We start from the raw sequence: 13,588 nt of genomic DNA, 5'->3' as shown, positions 1-13,588 counted from the left end.
CGGGAGGGCGACCATGACCAGATCAGAAATCGACCTTGGCCGACACGCTGAAGGTACGCGGGTCACCCGGCTTGATGTAGTTCTCGTACTGGTATTGCCAGTAACGCTTGTCCAGCAGGTTGTTCACCGAGGCCCGGAAAGTCGTGTCGTGCTGGCCAATGCGCGTGGTGTAGCTGGCACCGAGGTTGAACAGCGTATAGCTGGCCAGCTCGATGTCGTTGGCCGCGCGCGCCATGGTGCTGCCGGTGAACTTGGCATCGGCCGAGAGCTTCAGGCCAGCGACTTGCGGCACCAGATAGGCGACCGATGCGGTCGCCATGTTGCGCGGCGCACCAGCCACGCGATTGCCATTGTAGGTATTGCCCTTGTCGTACTTGGCATCCAGCAGCATGAGGCTGCCGGCCACTTGCCACTGCGCCGTCGGACGATAGGCTGCGCCCAGTTCCAGCCCATGGTAGTTGGACTGGCCATCCTGCACCAGCGCCCCGTTGAGCGTGTATTCCGAGGCGCGTTCGATACGGAACAGCGCAGCGGTGGCACTCCAGTTCTGCTGATCGGTCTTGGCCCCGACCTCGTACTGCTTGCTCTTGAGCGGCTTCAGCTGGCTGCCGTAGTTGGTGTTGGTCACGCCCGGTACGCCGCCCTGCTCCAGCGATTCCACATAGCTGGTGTAGACGGTGGTATTGCGCTCAGGCTTGAACATCAAGGCTACCGTAGGCGTCAAGGCCGACTTGTCGTAGCGCGAACTGAGGGTGCCGCTGGTGCTGAAATTATCCTGGCGGAACTGGTTGTAGCGGCCACCGGCCAGCAGCGACCAGCGCTCCGAGAAGTTCAGCGTATCGCTGGCGAAGACCGCCTGCTGGGTGATGATGGCGTTGTGATAGGTCTGCAGCTCGGTGCTGCTGTAATACGCATTGGTGTTCTGCGTATAGAGATTGCCGGTACCGATCTGCTTGTACACCGAGCTGATCGAGTAATCATTGACCTGCTTCTGCCACGAGGCCCCCAGCACCAGCTGATGATCGATGCTGCCGGTGCGGGCATTGCCTTCCAGCATGGCCTGCCACTGGTCGAAGGTATGGCCTTCGCGGCTGTCCGAGCGCCAGTCGGTGTAGTTGCCGGCGGCATCCGAGAGCATCGCGATGTCCTCGTTGCGGAAGCGCTTGGAGGTGCTGTGGCTGTAGCTGAGGTTGGCCTTCCAGTCCGGGTTGATGCGATAGGTCAGCCCGGTCTGGTAGAGCTGGAAGTTGGTATCGAGATGCTGGCCCGGACCGACCAGGGTCTTGTCGGCCCCGCTGACCACCGACGGCAGGCGGCTGCCCGCCAGGCTGCTGGTGACGACCGACGGCGTCTGGTCGGTGGAATTGCTGTTCTGCCAGATGGCCTGGAAATCCCAGGTCAGGTCGCGCGTGAGGCGTCCGTCCAGCGCCAGCGAAGCAGAATTGCGGCGGATGTGGCCTTCATTGAAGGTCTCGCCCTGGTCATGCGTGACGTTGAGGCGATAGCCGAACATGTTGTCGTTGCCGAAGCGCCCGCCGAGGTCGACGTGCTCGCTCCAGATGCTGTTGCTGGTATAGCCCACCGAGACGCTGCGCACCGGGGTGTCGGTCGGCTTCTTGGTGACGTAGTTGAGCACCCCGCCCGGAGAGCCGAAGCCATACATGAAACCGGCCGAGCCCTTGAGCAGGTCGACGCGCTCGAAGTGATCGTAGGGCAGCGTGATGCCATAGCCGAGGAAGGGCTTGCCATCGATGCGGAAGGAATTCTGCCAGTCCGCCGGCAAGCCGCGAATGGTGATGTACGAAGCCCAGGCGCTGTAGCCTCCGCTGTTGTCGCTGACCGAGGCCTCGTTGTAGAACAGATCGCCGAGCTTGTTGACCTGCTTGTCGGCCAGATCCGCAGACGTGATGCTGGTGACGGAAAACGGCGTATCCAGCAGCGAACGCGATCCGAGCGCACCGGCGCTGGACTGGCTTTGCAGGTGCTGCGTTCCCTCGCCTGCAGCAGGGGCCGAGACGGTCACGGTCGGCAATTGGCCGGCGCTACTGTCATTGGCGGCAGCGGCCGCGCTGTCGGTGGCGGACTGCGCCAGCACCAGCGCAGGAGAGCCGGCCAACGCCATGCTGATGAACACCGGACGGAGAGCACGGGACATGGCGCTGGGGCGGGCGCGCAGGGACGACTGGAGCAAGGGATTCCTCTTCATATTCATTTTATTTAATACGAACGATAATAGTTCTTATTTATTTTATGGAATATGACAGAAAAAGGAAACCTTCCTTACAAAGTTTCTGAAGTCCCTGCCCTGACTTCTCGAAATGATTCGACGCAGTGCTGCAAAAATTACTGATTGTGATTGATCTCTTGCCGCCTATGCGCCACAGGCTGAGCGATGGCTTTATCTTCCCTGCTTTTCCTCCTGTGAAAGAGAGTGCATATGACCAGGGCCATCATCCGCCTCGACGATCCGACCTCGCATGGCGGCGTTGTCCAGCAAGGATTTGACAATGTGAAGCTGTACGGCAAGCCCATGGCCGGGGTGGGCCATCGCGGCTACTGTCCGAAATGCCGATGTGAATTCATCATCCTGCCAGGTGAAGAAAACTACGAATACCTGGGCCGACGGGTGGCCGTGGAAGGGATGAAAACTTCATGTGGTGCCCTGCTCATCGCGACCCAGCAGTTGGCCAGGATCGCGCCAACCAAAGACGACGAATGATCGCCACGAAAAAATGGCCCGCTCACCGGGATGAGCAGGCCATGTTCTGCGCGCGGCAGCAGGAAGGAACCGGCCCTGCCCCACGCGCTCTCACCGGGCATCACGCTGCAGGCATCACGCGGTCGCGATCTTCTTGAGTATCTCCTGCAGCTGGTCGATATCGTAGGGCTTGGGCAGCGCATGCGAGGCGAAGCCGACATTGCGCGCCACCATCGCGCCATAACCGGAGGCGAAGATCACCGCCATTTCCGGGAAGCGCTCCAGCGCGCTCCTGGCCAGGTCCACGCCGGACATACCGGGCAGATTGACGTCGGTGAAGAGCACATCGAAACTCTGCTCGCCCAGCGCCTGCTGCGCATCCTCCGCGCTGATCACGCCGCGTGCCTGGTGGCCCAGCGTTTCCAGCAATTCGCACACCAGTTGCTGGGAGTCGATGTTGTCTTCCACCACCAGCAGGCGCAGGCCGCTTGCTGACGCGGAGACGGATTCTGCCTCCGGCACCGTCACTACGCTGGCCCCGCTGCCTGCCTGGTCGAAATGCGCATCCTGACCGTCAGCCTGGCGATGGCTGCCGCCCACCGGAAGGACATGGAGCATGGCATTGGCGTCTGCACTGGCATTGGCCTGGTCGCGCTCGCGCGTCATCTGTGCCAGTTCGATGCGATGCGCCCGGCCCGACAGCATCTGCCGGATGCGCTGCGCCAGCTGGTTGATGCGATACGGCTTGGACAGCAGCTCCACGCCCGCATCCAGCCGCCCTTCATGGACGATGGCGTCGCGCGGATAGCCGGAGGTGAACAGGATCTCGATCTCCGGCAACAACTGCCGTGCCTGGCGCGCCAGTTCAGTCACCGGCACGCTGCCGGGCATGACCACATCGGTGAACATCAGGTCGACCGGTATGCCGCTCTGCAGGATGGCCAGCGCGCGTTCGCCATTGTCCGCCTTGAGCACACGGTAGCCCAGCGAGGACAGGGTATCGATCACCGTCAGTTGCAGGTTGGGATCGTCTTCCACCACCAGGATGGTTTCGTCACCGCCGCGCACTTCCATGTCGCGGTTGTCGTCGATCACCACTTCCTGATCGATGCAGCGGGGGAAGTAGATGCGGATCGTGGTGCCCTTGCCCGCTTCGCTGTGCAGGCTGATGTGGCCCTTGCTCTGCTTGACGAAACCGTAGGCCATGGACAGACCCAGACCCGTGCCCTCACCTTCGCGCTTGGTCGTGAAGAAGGGCTCGAAGGCACGTTCGCGCACCTCGGGCGACATGCCGGCCCCGTTGTCGGAGATCTGCAGTTCCACGTAATCGCCCGGCGGCAGGTCGGCCTGCGAGAGGAAGGCCGGATCGCTCAGTTGCACGTTGTCGATCTGCAGCGTGAGCCGTCCGCCATTGGGCATCGCATCGCGGGAATTGATGGCGGTGTTGATGATGAGGTTCTCGACCTGATTGGGGTCGAGCATGGTATTCCAGAGATCATGCGTGATGACGGTGGAGATTTCGATGTTCTCGCCCACGGCCCGGCGCAGCAGGTCATCCATGTTCAGCACCACGCGTTCCAGATTGATGCTGCGCGGCTGCAGCGGCTGGCGGCGGGCAAAGGCCAGCAACTGCGAGGACAGCTTGGCACCGCGATCGACCGCGCCAATGGCGATGCGCACGCGCTGGCGGCTGCGGTCATCCAGGCGCGGATCGGTCTGCAGCAACTGCAGGTTGCCGCCGATGATCTGCAGCACGTTGTTGAAGTCGTGCGCCACGCCACCGGTCAGTTGGCCCACGGCTTCCATCTTCTGCATCTGGCGCAGCGCCGCTTCGGCGCGGCTGCGTTCAAGGATCTCCTCGACCACGCGCTGCTCCAGCGTGTCATTGAGTTCGCGCAGGGCGTCTTCGGCGCGACGCCGTTCGGTGATGTCGGTAGAGACCGCGATCATGGCCTGTGGCCTGCCCTCGCCGTCGACGATGCGGCTGATGTCGCTGGAGACCCAGAACGCGCTGCCATCAGGACGCAGGTAGCGCTTTTCCAGCGTGAAGGAACTGCCGTCGGCAATGCAACGCTTGAACAGCGTCATGTTCATCGGCACGTCATCAGGATGGGTGACGTCGGCCAGGGTCATCTGCAGCATCTCGGCCTCGGTGCGGCCCAGCATGCGGCACAGCGCCTGGTTCACGCGCAGATAGCGGCCCTCCAGGTCCAGTTCGGAGAAGCACACCGAGGCCTGGTTGAAGATGGCGGTCAGGCGATTCTCGCTCCACGACAGCGCCTGCATGCCGCGCCGCCGTTCGGTCAGATCGATGAAGGTGCACAACGCACCTTGCAGCTCACCATCCTGCCAGACCGGATGGGCCTGGTATTGCACCGGGAAACTGCTGCCATCAACGCGCAGGAAATCTTCGCTCTCCACGTGCGTGGTCACGCCGTCACGGGCGGCCTTGAGCACGGCACATTCGCCGCGCGCGCCGCTGCCATCGTCGGCTGAGGTCAGGATCACCTCGTGGATCGAGCGGCCCAGCACATCCTTCTCGCCGGCATAGCCGAGCAATTTCAGGAAGGCCGCATTGCACAGCGTGACGATGCCCTCGCGGTCGATCGAGAAGAAGCCCTGGTCGGTGGAATCCAGCAGTTGGCGCACGAAGGCATTGTTGGCCCGCACGCTGGCTTCGGAAGCGGCCAGTGCCTGCTCCATCAGCTTGCGCGAGGTGACGTCGAACACCACCCCTACATAACGCGAACCGGCACGCGGATCGTCTTGCACCACCTCGCCTTTGCGCGCCAGCCAGCGCTGTTCGCCGTCGGGGCGGGTGATGTGGTATTCGGTATATTCCAGCGGATTGCGCGGACCGCCTTCCTTGATGCGCGAGGTGCCCAGGTTCGGGTGGAATTCTTCATCGATCATGTCCACCAGTTGCTGCGAGGTGACCTCGCCTTCGGCCGGCAGACCCCACAAGCGGCGGAATCGATCCGAGACCGCCAGCTTGCCGGAGACCGGGAACCATTCAAAGATGCCGATCCCGCCCGCGCGGTCGACGATGCGCAGGCGCTCTTCGGCCACGAAGCGTTCGGTGACGTCATTGCCCTCGATGAAGATCCCGGCCACCTGGCCATCGGCCCCCTTGATGGGCTGGAACACGAAGTCCAGCACGGCCCCCTCGAAACCGGTCTCATGCGCGCGCCGCAGGAACAGGCGCGCACCGCGTTCGGTATAGGTCTGCCCGGTCTGGTAGACGCGGTCCAGCAATTCGTAGAGATTTTCGTCCAGCAGTTCGGGCAGCGCTTCCCGCGCCGGCAGGCCCAACACCGGCCGGTCACCGAAGAGCTTGAAGTAGGCCCCATTGACGCGTTCGAATACGTGCTGCGGACCGCGCACCACGGCCTTGAAACTGGGCGACTGCTCCATCAGGTCGCGCAGCATGTCGGTGTGCGCCAGCGCGGCATCCAGACCGGTAGAGCGCACCAGCGTGCAGAGCACGCCGGCCACTTGCGCGGGCTGATCATCGGCCGCGTCTTCCCACACCGGTACGCAAGTCAGGTCCCATTGATCGGGTGTGCCCGCTGCTGCCGCGGTATCGGGAAACAGCGATACCCGGCCCAGTTGCTGTTGCTGGCCCTTGAAGGCCGCACCGATTGCCGCTTCGCAGAGGCGCGCGGCACCCCGCCACAGCGCGGACTCGCTCAGGCGCGCACCGAAGGCCGCCGGATGGGCCGTACCGATACAGGCCGCGAAGGCATCGTTGTAAAGCATCTGGCGTGCTGTGCCCCAGACCAGCAGACTCGGCAGGGGTGAATGCAGTGCGATGTTGAGAGAGGTGCGCAGGGTCGGCGACCATTGCGCCGGCGCACCCAGGGGACTTGTGGTCCAGTCGGTTGCCGTGACGATCTGCGCGGCCAGGCCTGTGCCGCGCAACCAAGAAATGTCTGCCATGTCGTGAAACTTACCTTTAAGCCTAGCTTTGAGCACCGAGGTCGGTCTCGCGAGAGACGAGGCTTGCGCCGTCATGCTCCCGCGGGTCCCTTCATTGTTGTTCGCATCCGCTTGGAGCAGGCCCGTGAAGACGGGCGCAGGCACCCGGCGCGCCTGCCGCGTGCCGCCGATGATTATACGGGAAGCCGGTGCCGCTTCCGGGGCCGCTCTCAGCCCACGGAAAAACATCCACCGGCCGCAACAGCGCATGGCACAGGCATCTGCGCAGTCTTCCTGTTTTCCTACATGAAATTGCGCCGCGCACCTACGCGCAACCCTCCCGCACGACGGCGCGCGAAGGGAATATTCAACTGATGCAATTGGCGCAAGGCGCGCTCAGCTTTCGGGCTGGCTTTTCTTTTTCAACGCCCGCTCCTCACGCAGCAGGCGGTTGAGTTCGGCCAGTTCCTGTACCGCTTCCTGGGTCAGGATCACGGGCTCGTTGGGCCGGTAGGCACGGCCGCCGAGACGGCCGTTCATGCCGATGTAAGCCCGCGCACAGCGCCGCCGGTAGGCGAGGATATCTTCCTCGCCGTGCAGTGGCTGTCCGGCGGTGTCCTGCGCCGGTTCGGGGTAAGCCGGCATCGCCAGTGGTTCCGGCTCGGCATCCGCCGCGGCGTGGCCCTGCGAGGCGATATGGTTGCGGTAGGCCGTCCAGTCGCCTTGGGCAATGGCGATCAGCGGATCATAAGGATGGGTGGAATCAGACTTGTCCATGAGGCTACCCTGCTCAAAGATCCGGCGCTGACCACTTGCGCCGGGCTGGTTGCAACGTCAGCTTGTCCTGTGCGGCATCGCGAAGGACCTGCGCATGCAGGCGCTCGCGCTGCCACTGATCGACCAGTCGTGTCGTCTGGCCGACACTGCGATCGATTTTTTCCCTGTGTTTCATCGACAGCATGGGGTGTTCGCTCCCTGATGGTTCACCGGCTGCCCTGCTGCCTCCCGCTTCCGATGACAATTCATTTTAGCCGCGTCCGCCCAAACTGGAAGAGGCTGATGCAGCCGTTGTCCACGAATTGTCACTGCAAAAGTGGTCACAGCGCAGGACCGGAATTTTCTTTTCCCATGTGGCATCAATCGGATCCGCTCATCCTGCAGGAAGACCGACCGTGCCGCGTTGTTTCTGCGAGTTTTGAGGATCTTAGAACCTCGCACGGATGAGTCCTATCGGACTGCGCCCGATTGATTTGTAGGACAAAGTGGAAGAACCCCCTTGACGGCGATACTGCCCGGATCGTCACTTGTCGCGCGGTGGAATTAAATGTTGTTCAGCCTGTACGCAACTTTGCGATGACGCCTATAATTGGCATTTCCCGAAGCCAAGAATGCGCATCATTTGCCATCGCAGCCACTGGTCATGAGCCAGCATCTGCCGGACGTGAGACCGGGGTCTCCCGGATGCCCTTGCTTTCGCCCCCCACCTTGCCGGCGCGCGCGCATCGGCAGTTCGACGTCCTGCAGTGCAGGCATCGAGAAAGTAGTGAATGAGCAATCCGTATCACGCAAGCCGCCGGCGACCGGTCGACCTGAGCAATTGTGATCAGGAGCCGATCCACATCCCCGGATCCATCCAGAATCATGGTGCCCTCCTGTGCTTTACGCCCGAGGGCAAGCTTGCCACGCGCAGCGCCAATGCCGCTGCCTTGCTGGGCGACTTGCCGGAGGTGGGACAGCCTCTGGAGGAGGCCCATCTCAACGCTGCGTCCCGCGCCGTGATCCAGGCGGCACTGGAAGACCGCCATGGCTACGTCGACTCGCGCATGATCGCGCTGGCCTCCGGTGCCTTCGACCTGGTCACGCACAAATCCGAAGGCGTGCTCATCGCCGAATTTGAACAGCGTCCCGCCGATGCCCTGTCGCTGGAGTCGTTCGCCCTGGCCGCGCATCAGGCCATCCAGCGCATCCAGCGCCAGCCCGGCGTGGAAGACCTGCTGACGCTGGCGGTCGACGAGATCGCCCGCATCACCGGCTTCGACCGCGTGATGGCCTATCGCTTCCTGCATGACGACAGCGGCGAAGTGATCGCCGAGCACAAGCGCGAGGACCTCGAACCTTTCCTCGGCCAGCGTTATCCGGCCAGCGATATCCCGGCGCAGGCACGCCGCCTGTACGTCATCAATCCGATCCGCCTGATCGCCGATGTGACAGCCTCCACCGTGGCGCTGGAACCGGATCACAATCCGCTCACCGGCCGTCCGCTGGACCTCAGCCACAGCATGCTGCGCAGCGTCTCGCCGGTGCACATCGAATACCTCAGCAACATGGGCGTGGGTGCCTCCATGAGCCTGTCGATCGTGATCGGCGAACGCCTGTGGGGCCTCATCGCCTGCCATCACATGAGCGCGCACCTCGTGCCGCATGCGGTGCGCATGTCATGCCAGCTGCTCTCGCAATTCGTGAGTGCCCTGGTGGAACGCAATCTCAACGGCGAGCGCGCCCGTGCACTGGAGTACAGCGCCGACCTGCGCCGCAAGATCGTGGCCCAGGTCACCGACCGGGAAGACATCGTGCTGGCCCTGGCGGCTGACCATGAGGGCTTCCTGCGGCTGATGAATGCGCACGGTGGCGCCATCTCCATGGAGCGCAAGACCCAGGTCTTCGGGAAGGCTCCCTCGCGCGAAGGCGTCAACGCGCTCATCAACTGGCTCAACGAAAACGAACCGGGCGACTTCTTCTCCACCAGTGCGCTGGGGGCCGATGTGCCGGCACTCAAGGCAGCGCTGGGTGATATCTGCGGCGTGCTGGCCGTGCGTTTCTATCGCGAACAGGATGGCTACGCCTTCTGGTTCCGCACCGAGCAGGTGGAAGACGTCCGCTGGGGCGGCAATCCGGAAAAGAAATACAGCATCGGGCCGCTCGGTCCGCGACTGACCCCGCGCGGCTCCTTCGCGGTCTGGAAGGAAACGGTACGCGGCAAGAGCCTGCCGTGGGCCAAGACCGAAACCGAAATCGCCAACCAGTTGCGTATGGACTTCCAGGAAGTGGCGCTGTCCAACGAGAACATGGTCAAGCGCGCCCGCGAAACCCTGCTGGCGACGCTGGGCCATGACCTGCGCGATCCGCTGCAGGCCATCATGATGGCCGCGCGCATGATCGAGGTGCGCGAGCATTCGCCGTCCAGCTCCAACCTGAGCAAGCGCATCTCGTCCTCATCAAGCCGCATGCATCGCCTGATCTCCCAGGTGCTCGACATCAGCCGCCTGCAAAGCGGCATGGGGCTGGACATCCAGCGCCGTCCGGTGGATGTGCGCAAGATGGTCACCGAGATCGTCAACGAAGCGCGCATGGCCTACCCCGACAACGAGATCATCCTCGAGGCGGAAGACTGCGGCGAAATCGAACTCGATGGCGACCGCATCAGCCAGGTGGTCTCCAACCTGCTGTCAAACACCCGCCATCATGGCGAGATCGGTACGCCCTCGACCCTGATCGTGTTCCGCCGCGACGACGTACTGACGCTCTCGGTCTCCAATCACGGTCCGGCCATCCCGATGGCGGTGCGCGAGCACATGTTCAAGCCCTACAAGAAGGAATCCATGGGCAATCAGCGCAATGCGCGCGGACTGGGACTGGGCCTGTACATCGTCAGCGAGATCGTCAACGGCCACGGCGGCAAGATCGACCTCAACTGCGATCACCACATCATCACCTTCACCGTCACCTTGCCCATCCTGCCGGCCTGAACCGGCTGGATGGCGCATCAAGGCCAGTCCCGCTCCTGCTCCGGCAGTGCGCCGGAGAGGATGCGGTGCCGGGCAAGCAGGTCTTCCACCCACTGCGACTGCGCCCGCGCATGGCGCTCGATCACCTGCAAGCCCTTGTGCAGGTTGGCGGCATCCGTCCCGCCTTGCAGCAGGTAATCGGTCCAGCCGAGGATGGCATTGAGCGGCGGGCGCAGTTCCTGTGACAGCGTCCGCAGGAAGGCATCGCGTGCGCTGCGCAGGCGCTCGATCTCGGCCTGCGCCGCCTGCACCTCAGCCAGCAGCGCGTCGCGCTCGGCCTGCAGCTGGCGCACCTGCTCATCAATCTGCCCGGCATCACCGGCCTGCCGCTGCTGTACCAGCACGCGCTGCACGCATTGCGGCAAGTGGTCGAGGTAATCGCTGGTCTTGGGCAGTACATCGGCTACGCCAGCCCGCAAGGCTTCGATGATGCGCATTTCATCCGACATGCCCGAGACCATGATGGCCGGGATCCCCATGCCCGCAGCCCGCAGGCTGCGGAAGAAATCCAGGCCACTGTCCAGCGCCTGCAGGTTGTAGTCCACGATCAGCAGGTCGGGCCGATCCTGTTGCACCGCCGCCTGGGCGGACTCGGCATCGGCCACGGCGGTGACACGGTATCCCTGCTTCCTGAGCACACGGCCGGCCAGCGCCAGCAGGCCTTCGTCATCCTCCAGCACCAGCACATGGACGGTCGCACCGCTCATCGGGAATCGCTCTCCCGCACCGGCGCGCCCGGCGGCGGCAGCTTGACCACCTGCAGGAAGAAGCCCAGCCGGCGCACCGCTTCGATGAAGTCGTCGTATTCCACCGGCTTGGTGATGTAGACATTGCAGCCTACTTCATAGCAATGGGCGATCTCGCGCGGGTCGTCGGTCGTGGTCAGCATGATCACCGGAATGGCCGCCGTGGCCGCATCCTGCTTCATTCGCCGCAGCACCTCCACGCCATTCACGCGCGGCATGTTCACGTCCAGCAGCACCACCACCTGCTGCAGGTCGGTCCGCCCCAGCTCGCCCCCGAAAAAATGGTCCAGCGCTTCCTGCCCGTCGCGCAGGCGCTGGAAGCCGTTGACCAGCCCGGCGCGCCGCAGGTTCTTCTCGACCAGCACGGCGTGGCCGTCGTCGTCTTCGACCAGGATGATGTTGACGCTCTGCTCTGTGGCCATCTCGTTCCCCCTTGTCCGTTGTTGATCCCTGTTTGCCCGATACGGTCTGACTGCCTTCAGAACACCGGCGGGCGGGCCGGCAGGGCGACGTAGAAACAGCTGCCCTGCCCTTCGACCGATTCCACCCAGATGCGGCCGCCGTGCCGCTCCACCACCCGCTTGACCAGTGCCAGCCCGATGCCTTCGCCCTTGGCGGCGTTGCCATGCAGGCGCTGGAAGGCAATGAACATCTTGTCCATGTAGGCGGCGGGAATGCCGAGCCCGTTGTCGCGCACGAAATAGGTCACCAGACTGGGAGCCGCCACCACGCTGTCGGCCTGCGGCACATGACCGATGGTGATGTGGCCCGGACGGCCCGGATCAAGATAATTGACGGCATTGCCAACCAGGTTGCCTAGCACCTGCTCCACCGAGGTCGGATCGCCATAGGCCGGCGGCAGATCCGCTTCGATCTCGACCCGGGCAGACTTGGCACGGATGCTGCCGCTCATGGCGGCGACGATGCGGGTGACGATGGCATGCATGTCCAGCATCACCGGCTGGTATTCAACACGGCCGGCACGGGACAGTCGCAACATGGCGTCAATAATCCCGGCCGAGCGTGTCACGGCATTCTGGATGAAGCGCAGCGATGTATGGATATCCTCTTCGACAAGCGTGCGCAGGCGTTGCCGGTCCGGTTCGGGCAGCGCCAGGCGATCCACCTCGTCCAGCAGATCTCGGGTGGCATGGGTGATTTCCTTGCTGAAGCCCTGCAGGTTCACCAGCGGCGAACGCAGGTCATGCGAGACGCTGTAGATGAACATCTCATTGTCCTGGGTCTGCTGGCGCAGGTCGGTGTTGACGTCGGCCAGTTCGCGCGCGCGCTGCTCCAGTTCCTCGCGGTAACCCTGGCCCTGGCGCGCGGCTTCGGCGAGGCGCTCGCTGCTGCGATGCAGGGCATCGTCGAGCAGCGAGATCTCATCATGGCCACCCAGGCGCGCCGCCAGCGGCTGGCCATCGGCCAGGCGGCGGGCATTGCCGGTGAGCACGCCGATGCGGGTGCTGATATTGCGCATGAACGCCAGCGAGGCCAGTCCGGCCGTCACAATCGAAACCAGCACCGCCAGAACCAGCAGCCAGGTCTGCGAGCGGCGTGCCGCCTGCAGACGCTCGCTGCGTTCGGCACCCAGACGCCGCTCTTCGGCCACGAAGTTGTCGAGCAGATTGAGGAAGGTGGAAAGCCGGTGTGCGCCCTGTTCGTCGCGCAACTGGCGGATCAGGTCATCGCGCTGGCCGCGCATGAGGCGCTCGCGTGCACTGTCATCCCAACTGCGGTAGCTGGCAATGGACTCATGCACCTTTCGTACGGCCGCGCTTTGCGACGCGTTGTCGGCAACCAGCCGCGCAAGCTCGCCGGTCTTGACCTCGATGTCGGCCCACAGGTCGCCCCGGCTCAGGGTGTCAGGCAGGTCCAACAGAACCGCATTGCGCACGCGCGCTGCCTCCAGCAGCATCGGCTCACGCAGTTCGGCGGCCTTGTTCATCACCTGCAGGGAATGCGAGGCCCAGCCCTCGGCATCCCCGGCATCGGCCTGGACCTTGAACAGCGCTCCCAGCAGCAGCACTTCAAACAGGCTTGGGATGGCAACGATCAGCAAGCCCTTGGTCAGCAATCTCATGTGCATTCGCCCGCGTCACGATCATTCTTACGGTGCAAAGCCACCGGTCCAGCGCTGCCGCCACTCGCTGCCCGGCGAATGCCAGGCTGCATCGGACGGCATCGGGCTTGACCTGCAGTGCGCCCCCTTCTGCGTTTCCTTGTTGTTCTGTCCTGCGCACGTCCCGGTTTGCTTGCGGACCATGGGTCACGTTGATCCGGCCCCGCAGGCGTGCGTTTCTGGTAATCAATTGTTACGCACGATTATAAACTCACAATATGCCCGCACGTGTGCGCGATGGCAAGCGTCAATGCAAAAGCCCGGCAGGACACTGCCGGGCCAGGGGGAAGCGAAGCTATTCGGAACCTCAGCCGTGGAG

9 protein-coding genes are annotated in these 13,588 nt (G+C 63.4%); 2 read left to right on the top strand and 7 right to left on the bottom strand.

Translation table 11 applies throughout. From position 1 onward, the window contains the following. Positions 1 to 22: 22 nt before the first annotated feature. On the bottom strand, positions 23 to 2,155 hold the full coding sequence (locus MKD49_RS07675; protein WP_252695952.1) for a TonB-dependent siderophore receptor: 2,133 nt from the start codon (positions 2,153 to 2,155) through the stop codon (positions 23 to 25). A gap of 282 nt (positions 2,156 to 2,437) precedes the next feature. On the opposite strand from MKD49_RS07675, the gene MKD49_RS07670 reads away from it, so the two are divergent. Then, on the top strand, positions 2,438 to 2,719 hold the full coding sequence (locus tag MKD49_RS07670) for a PAAR domain-containing protein (RefSeq protein WP_134136447.1): 282 nt from the start codon (positions 2,438 to 2,440) through the stop codon (positions 2,717 to 2,719). 114 nt (positions 2,720 to 2,833) lie between these two features. On the opposite strand, the gene MKD49_RS07665 is transcribed toward MKD49_RS07670, so the two are convergent. From MKD49_RS07665 to MKD49_RS07655, 3 genes are all read right to left on the bottom strand, one after another. After that, positions 2,834 to 6,637, bottom strand: coding sequence for a PAS domain S-box protein (locus tag MKD49_RS07665; RefSeq protein ID WP_252695951.1), 3,804 nt, complete (start codon positions 6,635 to 6,637; stop codon positions 2,834 to 2,836). A gap of 375 nt (positions 6,638 to 7,012) precedes the next feature. Then, on the bottom strand, positions 7,013 to 7,393 hold the full coding sequence (locus MKD49_RS07660) for a hypothetical protein (RefSeq protein ID WP_252695950.1): 381 nt from the start codon (positions 7,391 to 7,393) through the stop codon (positions 7,013 to 7,015). 13 nt (positions 7,394 to 7,406) lie between these two features. After that, a complete protein-coding gene (locus tag MKD49_RS07655; protein WP_157845750.1) occupies positions 7,407 to 7,577 on the bottom strand; it encodes a hypothetical protein in 171 nt (56 codons plus the stop codon). Positions 7,578 to 8,163: 586 nt separating this feature from the next. On the opposite strand from MKD49_RS07655, the gene MKD49_RS07650 reads away from it, so the two are divergent. Next, positions 8,164 to 10,362 carry an ATP-binding protein gene (locus MKD49_RS07650; protein ID WP_252695949.1) on the top strand — a complete coding sequence of 733 codons (2,199 nt, stop codon included), beginning with the start codon at positions 8,164 to 8,166 and terminating at the stop codon, positions 10,360 to 10,362. A gap of 17 nt (positions 10,363 to 10,379) precedes the next feature. Here MKD49_RS07650 and MKD49_RS07645 read toward each other — a convergent pair whose 3' ends face one another. The 3 genes from MKD49_RS07645 to MKD49_RS07635 are packed head-to-tail and all read right to left on the bottom strand — an operon-like array spanning position 10,380 to position 13,230. Beyond that, entirely contained in the window at positions 10,380 to 11,108 is a 729-nt protein-coding gene (locus MKD49_RS07645) for a response regulator (RefSeq protein ID WP_252695948.1), read from the bottom strand. Then, on the bottom strand, positions 11,105 to 11,569 hold the full coding sequence (locus tag MKD49_RS07640) for a response regulator (RefSeq protein WP_034330180.1): 465 nt from the start codon (positions 11,567 to 11,569) through the stop codon (positions 11,105 to 11,107). Before MKD49_RS07640 ends, MKD49_RS07645 begins: the two co-directional genes overlap by 4 nt. A 56-nt stretch (positions 11,570 to 11,625) precedes the next feature. Beyond that, complete coding sequence (locus tag MKD49_RS07635; protein ID WP_252695947.1) at positions 11,626 to 13,230, bottom strand: ATP-binding protein; 1,605 nt, start codon at positions 13,228 to 13,230, stop codon at positions 11,626 to 11,628. Positions 13,231 to 13,588 lie beyond the last annotated feature (358 nt).

It is taken from the genome of Herbaspirillum sp. WGmk3 (assembly GCF_023952535.1).
GTDB classification, from domain to species: Bacteria; Pseudomonadota; Gammaproteobacteria; order Burkholderiales; family Burkholderiaceae_D; genus Herbaspirillum; species Herbaspirillum huttiense.
The sequence above is the reverse complement of the archived record's forward strand: the minus strand, read 5'-3'. Positions and strand labels throughout refer to the sequence as shown.

Excerpts from the sequence above, each read along its gene's own strand:
- MKD49_RS07675 (WP_252695952.1), bottom strand. The coding sequence starts at position 2,155 with ATGTCCCGTGCTCTCCGTCCGGTGTTCATCAGCATGGCGTTGGCCGGC.
- MKD49_RS07670 (WP_134136447.1), top strand. The coding sequence starts at position 2,438 with ATGACCAGGGCCATCATCCGCCTCGACGATCCGACCTCGCATGGCGGC.
- MKD49_RS07665 (WP_252695951.1), bottom strand. The coding sequence starts at position 6,637 with ATGGCAGACATTTCTTGGTTGCGCGGCACAGGCCTGGCCGCGCAGATC.
- MKD49_RS07660 (WP_252695950.1), bottom strand. The coding sequence starts at position 7,393 with ATGGACAAGTCTGATTCCACCCATCCTTATGATCCGCTGATCGCCATT.
- MKD49_RS07655 (WP_157845750.1), bottom strand. The coding sequence starts at position 7,577 with ATGCTGTCGATGAAACACAGGGAAAAAATCGATCGCAGTGTCGGCCAG.
- MKD49_RS07650 (WP_252695949.1), top strand. The coding sequence starts at position 8,164 with ATGAGCAATCCGTATCACGCAAGCCGCCGGCGACCGGTCGACCTGAGC.
- MKD49_RS07645 (WP_252695948.1), bottom strand. The coding sequence starts at position 11,108 with ATGAGCGGTGCGACCGTCCATGTGCTGGTGCTGGAGGATGACGAAGGC.
- MKD49_RS07640 (WP_034330180.1), bottom strand. The coding sequence starts at position 11,569 with ATGGCCACAGAGCAGAGCGTCAACATCATCCTGGTCGAAGACGACGAC.
- MKD49_RS07635 (WP_252695947.1), bottom strand. The coding sequence starts at position 13,230 with ATGAGATTGCTGACCAAGGGCTTGCTGATCGTTGCCATCCCAAGCCTG.